Annotated in this window: 16 protein-coding genes; 2 read left to right on the top strand and 14 right to left on the bottom strand. The window is 33.3% G+C overall.

Annotated features, from left to right (window positions below; translation table 11 throughout):
- Nucleotides 1-160 precede the first annotated feature (160 nt).
- Together QH639_RS00170 and QH639_RS00165 are read right to left on the bottom strand one after the other, a co-directional pair.
- Entirely contained in the window at nt 161-310 is a 150-nt protein-coding gene (locus QH639_RS00170; protein ID WP_009373145.1) for a hypothetical protein, read from the bottom strand.
- A gap of 535 nt (nt 311-845) precedes the next feature.
- On the bottom strand, nt 846-1,853 hold the full coding sequence (locus tag QH639_RS00165; RefSeq protein ID WP_348638169.1) for a YcjF family protein: 1,008 nt from the start codon (nt 1,851-1,853) through the stop codon (nt 846-848).
- An 82-nt stretch (nt 1,854-1,935) separates the two neighbouring features.
- Here QH639_RS00165 and QH639_RS00160 point away from each other — a divergent pair, with 82 nt between their 5' ends.
- A complete protein-coding gene (locus QH639_RS00160) occupies nt 1,936-2,352 on the top strand; it encodes a hypothetical protein (RefSeq protein ID WP_281115494.1) in 417 nt (138 codons plus the stop codon).
- A gap of 278 nt (nt 2,353-2,630) precedes the next feature.
- The gene (locus QH639_RS00155) at nt 2,631-2,807 is read left to right on the top strand and encodes a hypothetical protein (protein ID WP_281115493.1); all 177 of its coding nucleotides are present in this window, start codon (nt 2,631-2,633) and stop codon (nt 2,805-2,807) included.
- A 54-nt stretch (nt 2,808-2,861) separates the two neighbouring features.
- Here QH639_RS00155 and QH639_RS00150 read toward each other — a convergent pair whose 3' ends face one another.
- The 12 genes from QH639_RS00150 to QH639_RS00100 all read right to left on the bottom strand — a co-directional run bounded on the left by QH639_RS00150 (nt 2,862) and on the right by QH639_RS00100 (nt 20,550).
- Nucleotides 2,862-3,782, bottom strand: a complete 921-nt coding sequence (locus QH639_RS00150) for a hypothetical protein (RefSeq protein WP_281115492.1) — start codon at nt 3,780-3,782, stop codon at nt 2,862-2,864.
- 519 nt (nt 3,783-4,301) lie between these two features.
- Nucleotides 4,302-6,347, bottom strand: coding sequence for a protease Lon-related BREX system protein BrxL (gene brxL, locus QH639_RS00145; protein WP_281115491.1), 2,046 nt, complete (start codon nt 6,345-6,347; stop codon nt 4,302-4,304).
- A gap of 15 nt (nt 6,348-6,362) precedes the next feature.
- Nucleotides 6,363-8,930 carry a BREX-1 system phosphatase PglZ type A gene (gene pglZ / locus QH639_RS00140; RefSeq protein WP_348638168.1) on the bottom strand — a complete coding sequence of 856 codons (2,568 nt, stop codon included), beginning with the start codon at nt 8,928-8,930 and terminating at the stop codon, nt 6,363-6,365.
- 86 nt (nt 8,931-9,016) lie between these two features.
- Nucleotides 9,017-10,273, bottom strand: a complete 1,257-nt coding sequence (locus tag QH639_RS00135; protein ID WP_281115489.1) for a hypothetical protein — start codon at nt 10,271-10,273, stop codon at nt 9,017-9,019.
- Between the two features lie 78 nt (nt 10,274-10,351).
- The gene (locus tag QH639_RS26415) at nt 10,352-10,624 is read right to left on the bottom strand and encodes an AbiH family protein (protein ID WP_481817335.1); all 273 of its coding nucleotides are present in this window, start codon (nt 10,622-10,624) and stop codon (nt 10,352-10,354) included.
- Nucleotides 10,621-11,319, bottom strand: coding sequence for an AbiH family protein (locus tag QH639_RS00130; RefSeq protein ID WP_281115488.1), 699 nt, complete (start codon nt 11,317-11,319; stop codon nt 10,621-10,623). Before QH639_RS00130 ends, QH639_RS26415 begins: the two co-directional genes overlap by 4 nt.
- An 11-nt stretch (nt 11,320-11,330) precedes the next feature.
- Nucleotides 11,331-11,513 (bottom strand): hypothetical protein, encoded by a 183-nt coding sequence (locus QH639_RS00125; RefSeq protein ID WP_281115487.1) that lies wholly within the window; start codon nt 11,511-11,513, stop codon nt 11,331-11,333.
- A gap of 359 nt (nt 11,514-11,872) precedes the next feature.
- On the bottom strand, nt 11,873-12,181 hold the full coding sequence (locus tag QH639_RS00120; protein WP_281115486.1) for a hypothetical protein: 309 nt from the start codon (nt 12,179-12,181) through the stop codon (nt 11,873-11,875).
- A gap of 84 nt (nt 12,182-12,265) precedes the next feature.
- Complete coding sequence (pglX, locus tag QH639_RS00115) at nt 12,266-15,769, bottom strand: BREX-1 system adenine-specific DNA-methyltransferase PglX (protein WP_281115485.1); 3,504 nt, start codon at nt 15,767-15,769, stop codon at nt 12,266-12,268.
- A 13-nt stretch (nt 15,770-15,782) separates the two neighbouring features.
- The gene (gene brxC, locus QH639_RS00110) at nt 15,783-19,358 is read right to left on the bottom strand and encodes a BREX system P-loop protein BrxC (RefSeq protein WP_281115484.1); all 3,576 of its coding nucleotides are present in this window, start codon (nt 19,356-19,358) and stop codon (nt 15,783-15,785) included.
- Between the two features lie 18 nt (nt 19,359-19,376).
- On the bottom strand, nt 19,377-19,943 hold the full coding sequence (locus QH639_RS00105) for a DUF1788 domain-containing protein (RefSeq protein ID WP_281115483.1): 567 nt from the start codon (nt 19,941-19,943) through the stop codon (nt 19,377-19,379).
- Complete coding sequence (locus QH639_RS00100; RefSeq protein ID WP_281115482.1) at nt 19,936-20,550, bottom strand: DUF1819 family protein; 615 nt, start codon at nt 20,548-20,550, stop codon at nt 19,936-19,938. Before QH639_RS00100 ends, QH639_RS00105 begins: the two co-directional genes overlap by 8 nt.
- Nucleotides 20,551-20,576 lie beyond the last annotated feature (26 nt).

The following is a 20,576-nucleotide window of genomic DNA, read 5'->3' as shown; positions in this document are numbered from 1 at the left end:
AAATAAAAACTCTAGGGTGGTACGGTACATGAAATGTTAAGAGCAATGGATATCTGATTGTAAGTTTTCTGTCATCGAATCTGCCATTTAGGAGAATAATAAAATCTACCGCAATTTGAAAAACATAGGGAGATTTAGTCTTCCTATGTTTTCATTCAAATTATTGATCTGTTTGTTCTTGCTTCTTTTTCAAATACGCCGCACGTATTTTCTCAAGTTGCTGCTTTTTATCAAATTGGGCTGGCTTGTTTTTTTCATGATACTTCGTCACAGCCGCCTTACCTTTAGTATCCAATTGATATTTCCCCACTTTGGTTCACCTACTTTTCCTGCCTTTAAAGAAATCTATTCAACAAATATAGTATACCTTATTTTGCTGATGTAAACCTTTTTCCTATATTGGTGTACTGCTTAACTTTAAATTCAGTAAAAGCTTAGTAAATAATTCATTGCCAAAATATTTAAAATATCTGTATCATCACATACTTCAGATGATGATATCTTTATCCTTATTTACCGCTACAATATTACTCACCTTTATGTATGGAGACGGCGGGAATTTGAACTGATTGCTTATAAACCTAGTCACATCAACGTTTCCAAGCACTTCTAACTATTATTAGCCAGATTATAGCCAGACGTGTCAACACCGTATTATCAACCACCATACAGGGAAATTAGCTTATTCTTATTGCTAAATGCACATACTTAACAAAAATTGTGAATCCTATAAACATCCTGGATTACTACGCTGGTTCGAATGAAATGTTAGTTAAGAAACATTCATGTATTTAATAGAAGAATTTCAGTTCATCCCGAGCAAATGTAATTAAATCCCTAGCACTTTAGTTTTTCTGTTTTTCCAAAAACATACTGTATATCGATTTTAATTGCTCAGCATTGATTTCTATATTATTTTCATACATATACTTAACTGCGTGTCCTAAAGCAAGTGTAGTGGCACCAGCTACACTTGCCCCTATAGCTGATCCAGCACCTGGAACAAATTTTACAATCTGTCTAAATACAGATTTACCAATATTCCCAACTATAGTAGCTAAAATTAACTCCTTTGCATTATCTTTTGATAAAGGCTTATCATATAATGTAGCTAACTTAAGCATCATACCCACCTGAATCCCTGTAATAGGTATAATATCTGATCCAGGAATGGGAGAAGCACCTACAGCTGCCGCTGAAGCTCCTGCTCCAACAATCCATTTATTTGCAACAGAACTTCTATTTTTTAAATGCTTTCCCAATAAAATATCCTTTGACTTCTTTCTTAATATATCCAATAGGTGTTTTTGTAACATTTCAACATTCTCACCTGTTTTAGACGATATTGGTGCAATTGGATATTGATTATAAGTTTTATCTTCTATATATTTGACTAATGAAGGTACATCATCTGCCGCATCTATTTTATTCAAAACAATTACTATATCATTATTAGTTTTAGAAATCTCTTTAAGGTTTTTCAGTTCATTATCTGATAGTACTGTACCAGCAGCATTTAAAAAAAATAATATAATATCGGCATTTTTATAGTACTCAAGTGTTACGTTGGAATTTTCTTTATGAACATCATCTAAACCTGGTGTATCAACAAAAACAATATTTTCTTTATATGATATTTCTTTAACCTCAACAGTTTCTCCAGGTTTGGCTCCTACCATAGCTATTTCTTCATTCATAAGTTTATTAATAGTGGAAGACTTTCCACTATTGACATCTCCTACTAATGCCAATAAAATTTTTTGAGATAACTGAGCATTTATTTCTTCTGATTCTTTTTCAAACGCTTCTTCAAATACTTTATTAAATTCTTCCATATTATTTAGTTTCGTCATAATCTCACCTCTATTATATGATAATTTAATTATAACATTTTTTAACATATATAAAGAAATGACATTATAAAATGTATAGTCCATGCATTTAAAGAACTATAAAAAGTTTGGACATATCTTCAAAGAAATTTCTGCACGTATTTTTGGTACTACAAAACCATATTGTTTTGCACGTAATTTTGGTACTCCAAAGCCACATTGTTTTGCACGTATTTTTGGTACTACAAAACCACATTGTTTTGCACGTATTTTTGGTACTACAAAACTACATTGTTTTGTACATAATTTTGGTACTACAAAGCCACATTGTTTTGCACGTATTTTTGGTGCTACAAAACCACATTGTTTTACACGTATTTTTGGTACTACAAAACTACATTGTTTTGCACGTAATTTTGGTACTCCAAAGCCACATTGTTTTGCACGTATTTTTGGTACTACAAAACCACATTGTTTTGCACGTATTTGTGGTACTACAAAACTACATTGTTTTGCATGAAATTTTGGTACTACAAAACCAAAATTGTTTTACACATTTTTATGGAAGAACAAAAGCCCAATTCCGTAACTATATACACTTCATTCAGTCTCTAAATCTAGATACATTCCCCTATAGTATGTGACTTATATTCCTCTATAAACAAATCTGCCTCTACTGATTTCCCTGCAAAAATCACAAAAACTAAGAAAAAAATGGAATATTTCCATCCCCCCTGCTTATAGTAAACGATCAAATAAAAATGGTGTCTTCATGACAATTGGAAAGGAATCGTAGAAATGAACGTAGTAGCTGGTAAATTAGAATTGCAATCTATTTTGCTGGAGCAAGATGTCTTTTACAATGGTGAAATAATAAGTACAGACATGAAAAAAATTATTCTTTCAACGGCACTCGATCTATTGAACATTTCAAAAGACCATGCTAATAGCAAACAAAAAAATCCTATTGCTTAGTACATACTAGGCGATGGGATTTTGCGTTTTACTGAAGAAATTCCGCCTATTCATTTAAACCGCTTTCTTCACTAAGCTTTCTAAATGAGCCAGCTTGTACTTAGGTGGAATCGTGATCGGATTTATTCCATGCTCATTGAACAGCTTCAAATACTTTCGATATGTGCTAGCTGAATATTTTTCAGCTGCCGTGTCTAAGCTTCCTTTAGAAACACATTTCACAATTTCCTTCATTTGCAATTTTTCTCTAGTTGTTATATCCAGTGTAGCAATCATTGCTTCTAGCTTCGCATAAGAATAGAAATCACCTGTTGGGCAAATATTCAAAATGTAGTTGTTCATATAGTGGACGTATTTTTCTTTATTAAAGTAATCTTTTAAAAACCGTGGCTCACCTTTTTTATACTTTTTATACTTCAAATGATTTTTTTCAACGCACACCTCAAATCTCATCACCCCTCTTTCCCACCTTTCTACATGTTCATTTTTATCTCCACGCTCTTGTTCCTTATCATAGAAGATGATGTGGATGCTTTTACATTGATGATATTGTGACGTAAAATAAATCTTCTTTTCCAAGTGAGCCGTTCTCTTTTTTAACTTCCTGAATAATTCAAAGTAAATCTTTCTAATATTTTCATTGGAAATCTCAACATCAAATCGATAATCGATTCTACTAAGATTGTGTTGCTCGAATAACAGTACGTCCCCATACATGATGATTAATGCTCTTCTTATATAACTTTCAACTTGCTCATAATCGTTCTCGTCCACATTCCCTCTATTTAAAATTAAAGGAATATCTATTACCAGCTTGCAAAATGCAATTGGCTTATTCAAAAATTCCACGATACTAATACCTTTAATCATATACCTATGTAAAATTTGGTTTATCGGTTCCGTGCCATAGTGATTCTCTCTAAATTGCAAATGTTCATTATCTAGTACGATTGATAACTCCGCCGTATGTATCATATTTTATCCTCTTTTGAAGCAGCTGAATTTCTATTTAACGTAGGTATTCCAACGGATTGCCGTTTTTTCTTACGCCAAATCAGCCTCTTATTTATTTCTCTTAACCGCTTATATTTCAAGCAACTTTTTTATACTACAAACTTCAAAGAGAAACTATTCCAAATAATCATGTTTTACACCTAAGTTTATTTTCAATGTTATTTAGCTAACATTTTAAGAAAGGAAAAACGGAGTGTTTGAAGAAGATTAGTAGATTAATGGAAGCAAGTTAAATTTGTTTCTTGGAAGAAAATAAGAAATAAAAAAAAATCCTACACCATGTACGATGTAGGATAGCAATCTAATAAAGTTTGTGAATAGGATTTTCAGACCGCTATTCTCAGCAATATTGCATTATAAGTTGATTAGCATTCTTTTAATCCAAGTTATCTCGTTGGTAATCTATAGGTTGGATAAATTGAATTTTAAGCCATATTATCCTCGTTTGCTGTTTTCGCTATATCAGTTAATTGTCAAAAATCAACTCACCCCTAATGCCTTATAAACCGCATCTATCGGATCTAAATAGAAAATCGGTTGAACTTTTACAATTAAATCTGATGGTACTGTATAGAAGTCTCCTGCTGATGGTGCTGGAAGCAGAATTTTCTTTGCACCTGCATCCACACAAACTTGAAGAATATTTGCTAGTTCCTCAACTTTCGAAATCGTCCCGCCTACTGTCATATTTCCAACAATCACAAGACCTTCCTGTACAGGTTTCTCTAACGCTCCTGAACAAAGACCGATTAATTCTGCAATTGCAACCTGAGCAGTTAATCCAATGCCCTGTAAGTCTGTAAGATGCATTAAATAATCCTTCGTCTTGGTACTAATCGAACTACTAACACTTTTACTATTCGCAGTGAAGTAGCGGAATGCAGTATCAAGGCTTTCTTTCACATCTCTATTGGAGCCTACGCCAGATTTATCAAATTTACCTGTTCCGCTAACAACTTGGTTTTCTAGTTTATAGACACCTATCATACCTGTCAGTGCTTGACCTACAACATAGACATGCCCTGGTCGTAACATCCCTTCTGGAATAAGCTTTCCACCGCCCTGCTCAGGAACAGCAACATGCTCTTCTTGCATCGTTTCTTTATCTAAGTAAGAAAACATTACATCATAGAATTCCATACCGCCAATTTTCTTCAGCTGCTCTTTTACTCTTCGGCGTCCCTCTAAAGCATATTTCAGTACTTCTTCAATATCCTCACGTGTATATTCGCCATGTGGATATAATAGCTTAACAAATCCTGACACCGTTTTACGTACAGCAATCGTGTCACGCTGATTTAAGTTATTACCTAATTTAAAATAACGATCAATTGCATCCGCAAACGAACGCTTTCGCATTTCCCTGAAAAATTCTGCAATATAATCTACAATAAAGCCATAGCGATCCGTAAAGAATTCTGGACGCATTTTAGGAATTTCCCAGCCTGGCATATAATAATGCATTCGGTCGAAGAAAGCGGTGTCGTTCGCCATTTCAGGTGGGAATGGGGCAAATAAATGAGATGTTTTCAAAAGAACATCTACATTTTGATTAATATTGCCGACGAAGACCATCGATGCGGATGCATTTTTTTCTTCTTTGCCACGTGCAAATGACCCAGAAGCCATATAATCCTTCATTATTTGAATTCCATCTTTATCTTTAAAGCGGATGCCAGCTACTTCGTCGAATGCTACACAATCCCACATACCAACCAAACCTACTTTGCGTGTAGACATATTATAAAAAAGGTTGGCAACGGTTGACTGACCGCCAGATACTAATATAGAATTCGGTGAAATTTCTTTATATACATGCGATTTACCTGTACCACGTGGTCCTAATTCACACATATTATAGTTGTTTTCCACCAAAGGCACTAAACGTAATAATAAATGCCACTTTACTCGATCTTCTAGCTGTGTTGGCTCCATGCCTGTTGAACGAATTAACACATCAATCCACTCATCTTTTGTGAACTGTTTACGCCCCTCAAAAACCTCTGTGATGTCCATATTGGGCATTTGAATTGGCTTTAAATTGCTCACACTAAATGGATTGATATTACGTACTTCCTCATCAAAGAAGTAATCAATTTTCACCATGCACCAAATACCACCTACTAGCAGCTTATCAAACTCTTTCACGTAGCTTGGTGGCACAGGAACGCCCTTTAGTCCTAAATTTGAAAACTCTGCTTCATACGTATCAATTTTAGGATTTAAAGCAACCGTTACTTTATCGATAATAGAATATTGACCGAGCTCTCGAATTCTTGATTTAATTTTTTCTGCTTCATCTGGTCGCACAAAATTTTCAGCCAGGATTTTCTTCACTCGCTCTACGCCCTCACGAATACTTGCCTCATCGTCCGTAGCTGCATACATACCCAATAGATACTCCAATACATAAACAGGTACGTTTGCCCCTTCTTTAATAAGCTTTGTTAAATCTTTACGCACCACTCGACCGGCAAAATGTTCATTTAATTTTTTATCTAAATTTAGTGTCGAAACCTCGTCCATGTTCACACCTCTTTACTAAAAGTCAAAATCACTTACAATGCCTAAGTTAATTGAAAACGGTATTTTATCGATTACAACATCCGTTTCCATATCTTTTATATTTAAATAATAGTTTTTTGCACGATCATACGTAATGCTTTTTAATACGAATTGCAGTTTAAATGTACGCTCTTCAGGTTTATCAAATGTTCGATCCCCAATTATTGTTTCTTCATTAGATAATACGCTTCCCTCATGATCCGTCATATAAATTAAAACGGTACGTGGAATCTTTTTATCTTCTATCTTTTCAGTTTGGAAAAACTCTAAGTTAAAAATGCTGTTTGTAATTTTTCGTGTCGTATTTGTTAGCTTAATATCCACTTTCTGAATCGCTTGGACACCTTTTTGACCAGCACGTTTATTTTTAAATGTTAGCAAGGGAACAACCACTTCCTGTAAGCTCGCTCCACCGTGTACAAAGTTTACACCTGCACCTTGCAGGCGATTGCGAATTGTACCATTTGGTAAATAAACCGTTAATGCTTCTTCATTTTGAACAATTGCAGATAAATCCACGGCAATTTGCCCCTCTAGTTTACGCTGTTCCTTCGATAAAATATGGCGGCGTTTCACTTCGATTACATCCATCTTCTCCTTCGCCAATTTATCACTATCAGGAAGCTCTTCACGTTGATATAAGAAACCATGATCGGCTGTAATATAAACATTCGAACCACTTAAATCATCACGTATCACCTTTATTAAAGCGGATAATTGATCTAACGCTTTTTCAACGGCATTGAACGTATAAATTTCTGTAGACGCTTTATCACCCATTGCATCAATCGTGTCATGATAGAAGTAAATGAGTTTCTTCCCTTTAAAAACTTCTCTACGTCCTGCCTTATTCATATCTAACACATCCTGAAAATGCACTGCAATACTATCTTCCACATAAGATTCAAGTATTTTTTTACGATTTTCTAAACCAGATGAATCCGTATCATCAATCATTACTCGACCAGTTGCATCAAAATCAAGCTTGCGATGAGGTAACAGAGCCGCCATCCCTAATTTTGTTACAGAAGGCACTACACCTAAAAGCGTGCCTACCTCACAATCACCTATTGTTTCCGCATTTAATCGTTCTGCTAGTTCTACGCCAACTTCATAACGCATCGCATCAGAAATAATAACGAACACTCGCTCACCTTTACGGATATGCGGTGCAATAACTGACGAATAAAAGCTTTGTTGACTTCTCACGCCTGGCAATGACCAATCCTCTGCCATCTCAGCTTTCACAGCCTGTGACCAATTCGTACTTAGCTCTGCCACAAACCAATTCGTATAAAGGTTTTCTACTAGTGATTTCAATTTTTTAAGTAATTCATTATTACTAGCCTCATCAAAAGCAACATAAAATTTACGGTAATACATATCCATAGCGTAATACTCTTTCACATACGCATCATGTATCGCAATTGGTTCACCCTGCATAAGCCCCTGCTTATGCTCCTTGTAAAACTCGTGCATTTTTACGGTATAGTACAACGCCTCATAAACAAATGTGAATTGCTCATAATAATGCTTCGCTCTACGCAGCTTAATTAGCTTTGTATAATTTTCAAAGTCCTCTAAATTCTCTAACAAGCTATTCGCAATTTTAATAATAATCGCCTTATCAAAATAGGGGAAAATGTCTACTTGCTTGAATTCTTCAACAGGCATCGATTGAATGATGCTTGCTAATTTCACTTCTTGCTCAATTAATGCTGCGTACTCATCAAATACAGCGTAATCCGTTTTATGGTGTCGCCAATGGTCGATGAATACTAATGAATTCGTGCGATTACGAACTGCTATAAAGTCCTTTAATCCACCTAAATATTCCTCTTTCATTGCATGACTAAGTGCCGTAACCGTCAAATGAATAAATAATGTTTTCAATGTCTTTACTTCACGCTCATAGCCATAAAGCTGCTCTACATGTTTCCAAAAAGCAGCTAAATCAAAGAACTTCTCCATCTGTGCGATGTATTTATTTTCAGTATTCTCTAGAGTATCCATTAGCACCGTTTTTAAGACCGATTCAAAATCAGGTGTTTTAATGCCACAAAGAACGCTCATAATCGCAAGTTCAATCGATTCTTCTGTATAGTTCGTTAAACCAAAGGCCTGAAACTTCTTAAAGCGTTCTTTATTGTTGAAGAACTTTTCATATTTCTTAATAATCATTTGCAATGATGGATCAATGTGCAAGTCACTAATAATTAATGAAATACGGTCTGCAAAAAATGTTTTCGAATATAACATAATATCGTACAACCAATTTTCTTCCGAATTCAATTCCAAATTCGTGTAAATCAAATAATGTGATTGCGTGTCTTCTTCCTCTAATAAATGCTTCAAATAAAATTGATTGTTATTCGTTAATTTCTGTATGTGTACACCATCTATTGTCATTTGATCAATTTCATCAATAAATTCTTGATCCTTATCTACCCAGAACACAATCTTACGTTGTTCGCCACTTTTCAATAGCTCCTTAAATGTATCCTGTAATGCAGATTCTATTTGTTCTATATTCAAATGAATCACCTCAACTTATATTATAGCCGAAAACATAAAAAAGCCCCTTCTAATTTTAGAGGCTTGTAAGGAATTCGGTGTATAGAATATATTTTTTAAAACGGCTGCTCCGTTTCTAAATTATCCTTTTGAATAATTTCTTTCGATTCTTCATGCTGAAATTCATGAATGCAATAAAATTCTTTAAATTCTTCATAAATTTCAAGAAACTGATTTTTCAATTGTTTCGTCATATCTACACCATTCTCATGTTGTTTAATGTATTTTCGACAAAGTTCTAACATTTCCTTTAAGATGCTATTGTCATAAATATCATCTAAATAGGATACTTCATCTAAAAAAATATTTGCAAAAGTATAGCTATCGCCTTCATCATTCAAAAAGCTCTTAAGTACAGCGTTGCACCTTTGAATTTGTACAAAATCAAAATGAACATTACTATTTCCTATTAAGTCCATTTGCCTAACCCTTTCTATAGAATAACCATTCTCTAAATACTCAAATTCCACGGTACTAACTAAATCTTGCGAAACTGTTCCAGCTATAACTTGTTCAAGATAATCATTAGCCAATGCAATATCAAAATCTAAAGGTTCAATACTATTGATATATCGGATGAACGGATTTTTAACGTTCGTCTTCATTAAATAAACGATTAGCTCTTTAGCTGCTATTTTTTCATTTATATTCTGCTCTTGTAATGAGTTTTTTCTGAATACCTGCAAAAATACCTTTTCAGCCTTGGACTCACCTCTAATTTCATACGTGTATATATTTTGTAGCCTAGCTAAACGTTCAATCTCTAAATAGTACTTTTTAGCGATTGAACCAATAACTCTACCAAAAAAGTCTTTAAGTCCTTCATTATTTCGGATGCTTCCAGTGAAAAAATCATCTTCATAAACTCCTGTGTAATACTGCTTTATATAGCTCGATAATTCGAGCTTTTCTGCATTCAAATTCGTTGACACATGAAAGCGACCATATCTATGCTTATCATAAAATCTGCTTAATAATTGTAAAAAAGCATTTTCCCTCGTACTTAATCTAATAGCACTACCATTTTTTAAAATACGATTATGTAGGTCTTGATGATTGTGACTTTTCAAGCTATCCTCAAAAATTGTAATATCCTCAATATTTTCAGATAATACGATTACTACCTTCTGTAGCCTCTCAATGCCAACAGCTAAATTATAAAGAAGTATGAACATTTCACTTTCAAAATCAAATAAATTAATTTGTTCAAGCTCTTTCATTCCATTATAAATAAATGTTCCCGCAATTTCGATTTCAGTTCCCATTTTAAAGTTTTTATAATGTAAGATTGGATCTTTAAATATATCTGTCATGCTTCCAACTCCTTATATTCAAATAAATATCCCTATTTACCTCGCATTAGCATTGCCAATAATACTCTATATTACCTTTCATATTTTGATAAATTCATAATTGTCAATACATAATTTTCTAACTAAATTATTCGCTCTATCGTAATCTGACAATGTGTAACATGAAATTATCCATCTACAATTAGACGATGTATATGCTCTTACCTCTTTAAAATAATTAAAATCAATATCCGATAATGAATGTCCTAATATGTAAATATCATTAATATGAGTCAATGTTTCAAAAAAATCGTCATGTTCTGAAATAATTTTTTGAGTATCTTTATATGTCCTTTTAAAATAATCTTCTATAACCTGCTCGGCTTCCAGTTTACGAAAATCCTTTGGGATTGATATTCCATGTATTCCTCATATTCTTCATCAGTCATCTTAGATGAATCATTCCAATTCCAAAATGAATCATCATTATGTCCCAAAATTAATTTATCTCCTCGTTTAGCTTTTCCATGTACATATTTTATTCTATATTCAGAAATTCCATATGAGCTTTCTAATGTATCCGTATAATTAAAATTCAAGTAAATATTATGCCTCTTGATTATGGGGATGATTTGTGACAATGGTTGTACCGTTGTATTTATTGTTTCAATCCATTTTGTAAATTGCTGAGTCATTTCATCTGTAAAATTTAATTCTTCATTAATCATAAATTGATAATCATGATTTGCACTATCTTTCCAGTTATCATCTCCATAGCCTATAAAATACTCCGAATTATCTTCTTTTAATTGTTCATAATCTAACTGGCCCAACGATTCTTCTAACGAATACCATAAATCTTCTTCTGGAATGTACTTCTTTAATTTTTCATATAGTTCATTCTTCACTTGGTCTTCCTTTGACATAGAATCTTCTAGTATCCACCCTTGTGCAATATAAATAGGTTCCTTTTCTAGTACACAAATATACTCTATAAAATCAATATATTTTGTCTTCAACTTATGTGCTATATCGAATCCATTGCCTACTATTACTAAATCAGCCATAAACCTTCCTCCTATATTTCTTCAACTTCGTATGTTTTTACTATTTTCTTGATAATTCCTTTTAAATCACTTATTATTTCTCCCGATTTTTCTATAATTTCTTCTTTCAGTTCAATTTTCTTTATTATTTGACTGTCTGAATTAAATATTTTAAAAAAGTCATAATGAAGAGCAATATATTCTGCTAGTGACATGTGCAACTCTTTTTTTTATGGTGTAAACTTATATATTTTTCCATTCATGGAGATATGTAAAGCCATATTATAAATACGAACCAAATCACTATAGATTGGCTCAAAGTAATTATTACCCCTCATTGTTTAAGAGACTGATGATATCCTTATCAAAATTCCCTCCTCGAATTAATTCAACAGGTAACACTTTATGTTCTTGTTTATATTCATTTCCTTCACTATCCATGTAAGTGCTAGCACCTTCAGTGATGCTACCGTATATTTCTTCATAACCTTCTTCGAATATCTTTACAATTTTATTATGAGCAATCATAACTATGTTAATCTGATTGTACTGTTCTATTAGTGAATATAAATAATCACATTTTTTTTATGCTTTTTTTTGATAAGCTATATTTATAATTATTATTAATAAATTCTTTTAGTATATGCGTTTCTTGTTTTATTAATAAACTCCGTTCAGAAGAACTTATTGGATCAGAAGAACTTATTGGAAGTAATTCATCTAGCAATGATTGATAGATTTCATTTTTTCTTTTAATTCCACGTGATGATTTTTTCTTCCCTTGAAAGTAACCAGTAATTCCTGCAATTAATACACTGACTATTAAAACGACTATGCCAGTCATTGAATCTGTGAAAAATGTTTCCCATTCAATTTTATCCAAATTACTCATCTCAGTTACAAATTGATAGTGTTATAGCTAAATAAAAGAGAAGCAATTATATAGCAACTGCTTCTCTTTCTAAAATTAAATCTTTGCTACCAATCCTTTAAACAGCTCATAATTATGCTTCACACCATCATCTAAATCAATTTCAATTTGCTGATCCGCCATATGATGCAATAGCTCGTCATACGTTTTCAACTCATCAATTTTCTTTTCTAGCGATTTTAACTCTTTCTTTGCCGCTGCAATTTCTTTAACAGTTGAATCACCGTTAATGATACTTAATAAATCAGTTCTTTCAGCATCCATTCGGTTTTGCACTTCATGTACATAATCGGTACGGATACGAGATAAGGTTGTTTTGTCATAACGATGCATGTAAATTAAACAGTTAAACGCTTTTTCTTTGCCTGATGTGAAGAGCCAATAGATAGGGCGTTTTTTGTAAGTTTGGATATGATCTTTGTAGAAATCAGTTAAGAAATAACGACGAATCGTTTCTCGTGCCGTTTCATTCTTCTTTTGTCCAAGAGCATCTGCAATAAAATCAAGATTTTCTTCCAATGTTTCCTCGCTAAATGTTATACGAACAAAATCTATACAGTTTTTCACAATATCATCTTCAAAATATGCACCTGATAAGATTGGTAAGATGTTATCTTCGTCCACCAGGAAAGTCTTATACCGAGAAGCATTAAATTCACCTCCAGCATAAATTAAACCTTCCTCATCTAGAGAATAACGCCCCAAACTACAACCAATAGCGTAAGAAATAAATGATTTTATATCTCTCTCCAAATTAGCTTTTCGTATTGTTATGTCATCATAATTTACGTTTGGTTTATATTCATTCTGTAAACCGTAAATATTGATAAATATCCTATTCAATTCTTCCTCATTATTTTTAAGTAGTTCAAACTGATTATTCACGAAACTATCCCATTCATTGAACGTATCTTTTAGTGTTCTACCTTTCCTAGATCTACGTACAAGAGGGTTACACTCAAAATCCCAACTTGTTTCAAAGCTATCCCAATCAGTTTTAGAAATACTAATGTTTTGAAGTGTCAATTCTGATACTTTTTCTTTAAATTCTTCCTCTATTATTATAGGTAGCTTTGCAATTTGTCCTACTCCATAGTGAATTGTCGGTGCTATAAGTTTACATATTTCTTCAGAAACAATACTATTACCAAATCCAAGTAAATATTGAAGATCTTCAATATCCCCAAAAATACTTGGTCCAGCATCATTAAAAATCTGTCCTGATTTCTTATATCTAAATGAAACTTTTTTTGAAGTAATATCATTCCAAGTAATACATTCTTTAAAATAATAATCTGAATTTCGAATTACTGCATTTTTATAATTTTTTAACTCATATCCATCTTTTTCCCAATTAACCACATATTCATTATTTCCATACCATTTACGATATTCTCCGCCTTTATTAAGCGGAAACCATTTTTTGTTATTTAATCTTGCTTGATCTTTATTATAACAATCAAGTTCTAAATCTTTTAAGGACACCTCAGTCCAGAATCTCACATAAACCGCATCATTAGCTGTAGTTAATCCTTTTTTTGGATCCACTATAGAATCTAATCTGATTGCATCCTGAAATATGTCTATTATTCTCTTACTTACCCAGTATGCAATCGGATTTCCCGGGATTTCACTGAATTTATTGGTATCACATGAATAGCGAAACGTAACACTAGGATTTTGAATCGCTTCTAATGTTTTAATGGGTTGGTTTTCTGATCCTTTGAAATCTGAAAGTCTAATATATTCTCCGTTCAATCCATTTTGATAATTTCTTAATGTAAATGTACATATTGGTACTGTTGCCCCGTCAAATCCAGAATACTCTAGTTGAATTAGACTACTAATAGTACGATTTGCAATAATCAGTTGTCTAAGTTTTTCATAAGTCAAAATAAACATCCATACGAATGGTGTCATAAAGCCCATTTGTCCATTTTCTTTTGTCATATAAAAACTGTATTCTATAAAGGTTGAAAATAAATCTGATTTTACGTCTGGATAATTTTCAACTAAATAATCTGCAACTTCTGGTGTTAAATATTTACCACCTGCATACGGTGGATTTGTAATAAAAACATCGTATTTTAAATTCATAATCGATGCTTGTTTTATTAGATCTTTAAATAAAGTTAATATGCGGTCTTTCATTTCTAATTCAAATAAATCATTTGATTGTTGCCCGATTGCTATTAAACGTTGTTGTAAAAAATCAACATCATATACTTCCAATTTAATTAACGAGCCAATCGCTTTTGCATGTTTAAATTGTTCAACAAAAGACTTCATTAGATCAAATGATTCATCGGATGATGCACCTGCTAAAAAAGCAATTTCATCATCTGTTATGTTATTTGTTTCCTGAATAGCAACTAAGTTCATTTCTAAACCGTCACGTTCGATACTACGTAAAAAACGTTTATTATATTGCTGTGCCTTCATTACCACTGTAAAACTAGCTAGTTGGAAAGCTCGATTATCAATATCCAATCCGTATAAATTCTTTTCTATAATCAACCGTGGAATCTCACGTTCCATATATCCACATTTACTATAAATTTCATATAACACATCAAACATATAAGCCAGAATATGCCCGCTTCCCATTGCAGGGTCAAAACATTTAATATCCTCTACGTTTAACTCTTTATTAATATACGGTGCTATTTTTTCTTCAAAATCTGGTTCTGGATTTGGATTTTCTAAGTAGTATTCCCAATTACCTATTAAATCTCGGTGTTCAGGATGAGACTCCACCCAATAGCGTCCTAATGTATTTTGTACCATATAACGAACTATCCACTCAGGAGTAAATAGCTGCGTTGCATACGGAATTTCTTCTTTTCTATATTTCTTCTTCGCTTTAATTACACGCTCATTTTCCTCAGAAATATAATACTGATATAACCATCCAACTATTTCAACTTTTGTCCAGTCCTCTTCTGCAATCACATTCATATCTGTCATTTTACGTACAAATGTATCTGTATTTAACAATCCTTCTGGGAACAGTACCTCTGTATATCCCTCAATCGTCTCAAACATAAACGGCATATAACGATTTAAGTCATTACAATGTACTTTAATCAGATATTTAAACAACTCATCCGTTTTATTTTCAATTTTCAAGTTATAAACCAATTCTTTATCAATCGGTAAATCCAAATTCAATGCCTCTTTAAACATATCTGGCTCTGTACTATCTTGATTCACTGAAGAAAGTATACGTACTTTTGTTGGTAAGTAATCGTTTACTTCCATATAACGTAGTGCGATAAAACGGTTAAACCACGTATAAGCAGCCTCTTCCATAAGACGGTCATAGCCAATTTCGTTAACACGTGTAATTAATTTATTACGTTGCTTACGTTCAACATCAGAAAGCGGCTTGCCATCAATAAAGATGGCATCTGAACTTTCTAAAGTTGCTTTTTGAATTGCGTCAGGCGTAATCCCTAGCTTACGTGCTTGTAGCTGTATTTTTTCAAGTAATTCGAGGCGTGCTTCTGTTGCAAAGCTCTTTAAAGCCGATTTATTCATTGCTCAACATCCTTTACTCAATAAACTCAATTTGTTTATTTGATTTAATAATTTGCTTTAATTTTGCAGACAGCGTTGAAATATATTGATCTACATCTTGTTCCGTTGAAAGTGTTTTCATTGGTACTAATTTTGTTACCTTTACTGATTCCTTTTGTACAACCGGTTCCTCTACTGGTGGGACACTTGATTCTCCACCAATTATACGCTGTTGCTCAGCTTTACGTTTTTCTTCTTGTGCTATGTCTTGATTGATGATGCGGCTCATTCTATCCTTCAAGCTTGCACTTTGAGAAATTGTAGCATCCACCTTATAAATGTCTGTAAATGCTGCAATATCAGCTAATAGCTTCGTAAAATAAGCTTCCACGTTTTGTTTTGTTTCAGCAGATACGCCATATTGTCGAGATAATAATGCTACCTCATCATAATCTAGCTGCACCTTTTCTTGTGCAAAGGCAATTTTGTCTGTTAAGACCTTATTAAATGAAATATCTAGAGCATTCGTTAGCTCTGGGATTTCTTTAATTTTTTTATATGGTATCGGATCATTTAGTATCGCCTGTAGTTGCTGCATTGGCTGCTCAATTTCTTCACCAAATAAGTAAGTCTTATTGTCCTCATACTTTTTATACGCAGCCAAGCCTTTATCAAATAGCTCTTTTTGATTCGTCCCAAAGAAGCTCTTCACATAAGCAATGTCTTCTTCCCAATCTAACAGGTTATCCTCTAGCTCTTTTAGCTTTTCAAAGAACGATACACTATCTAATTTGGCATCAAACTGCTCGAAATACTCTAGCCCTTTATTTAATAAGCTCATCCCTGGATATTTACGTCCTTCATACCGAGCCTTGTAGACTTTAATTTCACTGATTTGCGTTTCCATTAAACCTTGAATGTCTTTAAGTAAGCCATCCTCATCATCTGCTAAGTTTGTTGTATTAAACACGTCCTTACAAATACTTTTAGCAGTTCGAATTAATGCTTCATCTACTTTAGTACGTTTGACAACAATCGCTTTTTCTGACTCTGATGACTTGACTAAAGCTGTTATGATTTTATTCGTATCTTTTGCTGGCTCAAGGTATTCAGAATTGTAGCGAATGCGGATGCGTTGTTCTATTAACAATTCAGAAATAAGTGCAGCAATATCTAGAGGCTTCCACCCATATGGTTTATCCTGATAACGCTCATATATTTTCTTTACCGTAATTTGTTTCTTAATTTGATCCTGTAAATCGACAAATTCAATTACTTCACGCTTTGCTTCTTGGTTAGGCTTTGCAACAATTGCATCATCTAATGACAGTTGGCTATTGTCCGTATCTAACAAAGCGACTAATTCTTTTTCGCTGTCTAAATGCTCTTGAATATAACCTAATTTAATAAAGACGTTATCTACTAGCACTTTAAATGCTGCATTGATTTTTTCTTTTACAGAAGAGCCTTTAATTTCTACCTTTTCTCCGTAAATGTAGAATTCTGCATCCTTAATCGCCTCTGTTAATAAATCTCTTACTCTGCGTTTACGGTCTTTCACTTCGACCTGCTTGTTATTTAAAATGTTTTGAATGTTTTCAGGTTGCTGTAACGGATTTTTCTTTTTGCGATAGTCTTCAATTTTTAATGCTTCTTCCATTTCCTCTACGTAAGAATCATTTGCACCAAGCTTAATCAACATCTCTCCACTTCCAGATGTTAGTAGCATTAGTTCCTGCTGTGATTTTTGATAATGATCCGATAATGGTGAAATAATTTGCACACCAATCGAAGACGTCTGGTTGCCGTAATTTTTTTCATCCATCTTTTGATTAAATGGGAAGGCATAATGCTTCGAATAATTGAAACGTTTTTCATCATAAAGGTCGAGGAATATTGTATTTGCTAACTCACGTTTTAATACATCCTCATCGATATTCACTTGCTTAATTTCATTGTTAATATCTTGCTCATCATCTGTCAAGAACACATAGTAGTCACCGTTTTTCTGAATTAATGTTTCAGCAATCAATTTACGAACAGCGGATTTAATCTTCTCTTTTAACTGTAATTTGTCCTCATCAATGTTTGTTACCATCAATGTTGCGATATTATCAATAGTAGCTGGCAGCTCTTTCACGTACTTAATCATGAATAGGACTTTTAATAAATCGATATTAAATTCATCATCCTTTAAAGCTCGATTTTCTTTTGCCCCTTCAATTACACGTGAAATAGCTGGGTTTAAAAATTCTTTAATCGTGTCGTAAAATGCATAAAACGGAATTAAAGTACCTTCTTCTGCTTCTTTATAATAAAGAGCAGCTTCCTTGAAAGCAGAAAGCATCGAACGTTCCCCTTCAGATAAATGCTTGCCCGATGAGCCATGCTTACGTACTTGCTCAAATACGTTTTGTAGTAATTTAAATTGATACGGAATAAATGGATACACTTCCGCAAATTCTTGTTCATGATCATAGCCTCTTAAATCAGCTGTGCTTTCACGGAAGCTAATCAGATTTTTTAAAATCGCACTTTTCTCTGGATAAATTGCCTTTAATTTATCTGTTACATGCGGATGCTTTTCTAAAATACGTTTTTTAATTACTTCATCAACCGAAATAGAAGATAATGATAAACGAGTATCAAAGCGTCCTTGAATACGCGAGAAATCATCACCTTTTACTTTAATAATTGAATCAATGCTTTCCTGAGAAGTAACCATTACCCATACTTTACCTTCAGCGTATGTACCTAAATCTTCTGTTAGCGTTTGCAAGTTAAGCATTAGATTACGATTATCACCGATGTATTGTCCAATCTCATCAACTAAAAATACTAAATGGAAATTTGGTCCCTTTGAATCGATGTATTCCTTTACGTCTTTCGCAAACGTTTGAATATCCATTTCAAAGTCATCTACTTTTTCTTCAATCCACTTGCGTGCAGAAGCCTCTGACAGATTAATCACTTTTCCTAAAGCTTCAATGACAAAGTCTTGATCAAAATAGAATGTACTACGGCGTTCTTCCCAGCTTTCGCCTACAAGCGATTGAAACTCCTGCTTAAATGCTTCAAATTTGCCTTGCTTATCAAGATATTTCTCCATTTCAGCAACACCTGGAATATCTCCGTAATAGCCACGGTGCTCATAAAATACTTTCATAAACACACGTAAAATGGCATCTTCTTTTGATTTGTTATCTAAAGAACTTTTTGAATCAATATTAAATAAAACAACTTCTGTTTCCATATCTGACGCTTTTTTCATATTGGCATATACTAATGGATCTTTAATCTTATCTTCAAATAGATTTACAGGGTATTCATTTTTTACCATACGGTTTTCTAATAGGTACGCTAAAATCTTTAAGAAATGCGATTTACCTGAACCAAAAAACCCACTAATCCAAACACCCATCTTGTCTGTTTTTCCAACAATTCCTCGTTGGTAGTTTTCATAAAACTTTGAAAAGTGCTTATTCAATTCTTGCGTCACAACGTATTCATCTAGTTCATTATGAATATCTTTATCACTCGTTTGAGCTACTTTAATAACGCCACGAATATCACGCTCAATACTCTTTAAAAACATGTCCTTTAAAATCATCTAAAAAGCCTCCCTATTCTAATCAATTAATCGAAATGCTCTGTAATAGTTGTCATCTTTAAATTTGCTAAATAGCTGTAATGATTGTCCATCATATTGCCCTGGGAAAAACATAACAACTGGTGTCTTATCTAAAATTTCTTGTAAGTTGTTCAAAATGTTATGAGAACGCACAAAAGGATATACCTTCCCTACACCTGTAAGGAAAATCACATTATGACCGTCTAATTTTTCTTTGATTTTATTGAGGAAGATTTCTGGCTTTGCAAAAGTTGTCATTGCTTTAAACAACGCTTCCTTGCCCTGCCTTTCTTCCATTTGAAAAATTCGCTCATAAATACGCTTTTCTTTCGTTATTTCAAGGAGCGTCTTATATAAGTCCACCTCTAAAATTTGGCGTGTTGAGCCATCATAGTCGAATTCTTTTTTGATGTGCTGTATATAATCTCTCATTTCAAGCTCATGAACAGGTTCGTAGTCAAATACATAGAAGCTAATTTCGTTACCTAGACCTCTACCTTCAATAAACTTGTCTTCTTTTAGCTTTGGAATAATTTTGTCCAGTCGCTCATTAAAATTAGCCATGATATCCTCCTGCTTCTCCCATCGCTTGTAAATACTTAGCATCACCAAGATGATTCAGATGAATTTTTATACGCTCATCGATATACAAACGGTTTAACTCATTGGATTTTAAATCTTTCAATAAACCTGCATTTAATAGGATTTTTTTGAACACCTGTTTTAGTTTTGCTACCGTTGTATCCGACCAGCCAGCCATAAATTCACTTTGCTCAATCTTTACCACAAAAAAACCATTCACATCGACCTTATCAAGGTAATAATCATTGTTGTTTAACTTTTCAGCTACGACTTCCTGCATGAATTCATAAAAAAGACGATCAAATTTCATGATGGCATAAAGGTTGATCACTTTCCCCACCTCATACGGTTCATCAATCAATAATTGCATTAGTAATTCGTCTAGTAAGTCTACTCGCTTTAAAATATACGGCATCGCTCTTTTAACACTTGATAGCTTTTCATATTGAAAAATGTTTTCCTCTAATACTTTATATCGAATTTCTTTATCCGAATAACCTTGTTGCTTTAATTTTGCTACTTGCTTCACTTCGTAAAGCATAAATCCAGCACCTGTTAAGACAGAAGAGTATTCTATATCCATTGTCATTGGTTCCTCGCTCTCTTACAAGACTA

It is taken from the genome of Lysinibacillus sp. 1 U-2021 (genome assembly GCF_029916965.1).
Classification (GTDB): Bacteria; Bacillota; Bacilli; order Bacillales_A; family Planococcaceae; genus Lysinibacillus; species Lysinibacillus capsici.
This window is presented reverse-complemented; position numbering and strand designations above follow the sequence as displayed.

Excerpts from the sequence above, each read along its gene's own strand:
- QH639_RS00150 (WP_281115492.1), bottom strand. The coding sequence starts at position 3,782 with ATGATACATACGGCGGAGTTATCAATCGTACTAGATAATGAACATTTG.
- brxL (WP_281115491.1), bottom strand. The coding sequence starts at position 6,347 with ATGGACGAGGTTTCGACACTAAATTTAGATAAAAAATTAAATGAACAT.
- QH639_RS00100 (WP_281115482.1), bottom strand. The coding sequence starts at position 20,550 with ATGACAATGGATATAGAATACTCTTCTGTCTTAACAGGTGCTGGATTT.
- QH639_RS00155 (WP_281115493.1), top strand. The coding sequence starts at position 2,631 with ATGAACGTAGTAGCTGGTAAATTAGAATTGCAATCTATTTTGCTGGAG.
- QH639_RS00130 (WP_281115488.1), bottom strand. The coding sequence starts at position 11,319 with ATGGCTGATTTAGTAATAGTAGGCAATGGATTCGATATAGCACATAAG.
- QH639_RS00160 (WP_281115494.1), top strand. The coding sequence starts at position 1,936 with ATGCATTTAAAGAACTATAAAAAGTTTGGACATATCTTCAAAGAAATT.
- QH639_RS00135 (WP_281115489.1), bottom strand. The coding sequence starts at position 10,273 with ATGACAGATATATTTAAAGATCCAATCTTACATTATAAAAACTTTAAA.
- brxC (WP_281115484.1), bottom strand. The coding sequence starts at position 19,358 with ATGATTTTAAAGGACATGTTTTTAAAGAGTATTGAGCGTGATATTCGT.
- QH639_RS00165 (WP_348638169.1), bottom strand. The coding sequence starts at position 1,853 with ATGACGAAACTAAATAATATGGAAGAATTTAATAAAGTATTTGAAGAA.
- QH639_RS00125 (WP_281115487.1), bottom strand. The coding sequence starts at position 11,513 with ATGTCACTAGCAGAATATATTGCTCTTCATTATGACTTTTTTAAAATA.
- pglX (WP_281115485.1), bottom strand. The coding sequence starts at position 15,769 with ATGAATAAATCGGCTTTAAAGAGCTTTGCAACAGAAGCACGCCTCGAA.
- QH639_RS00105 (WP_281115483.1), bottom strand. The coding sequence starts at position 19,943 with ATGGCTAATTTTAATGAGCGACTGGACAAAATTATTCCAAAGCTAAAA.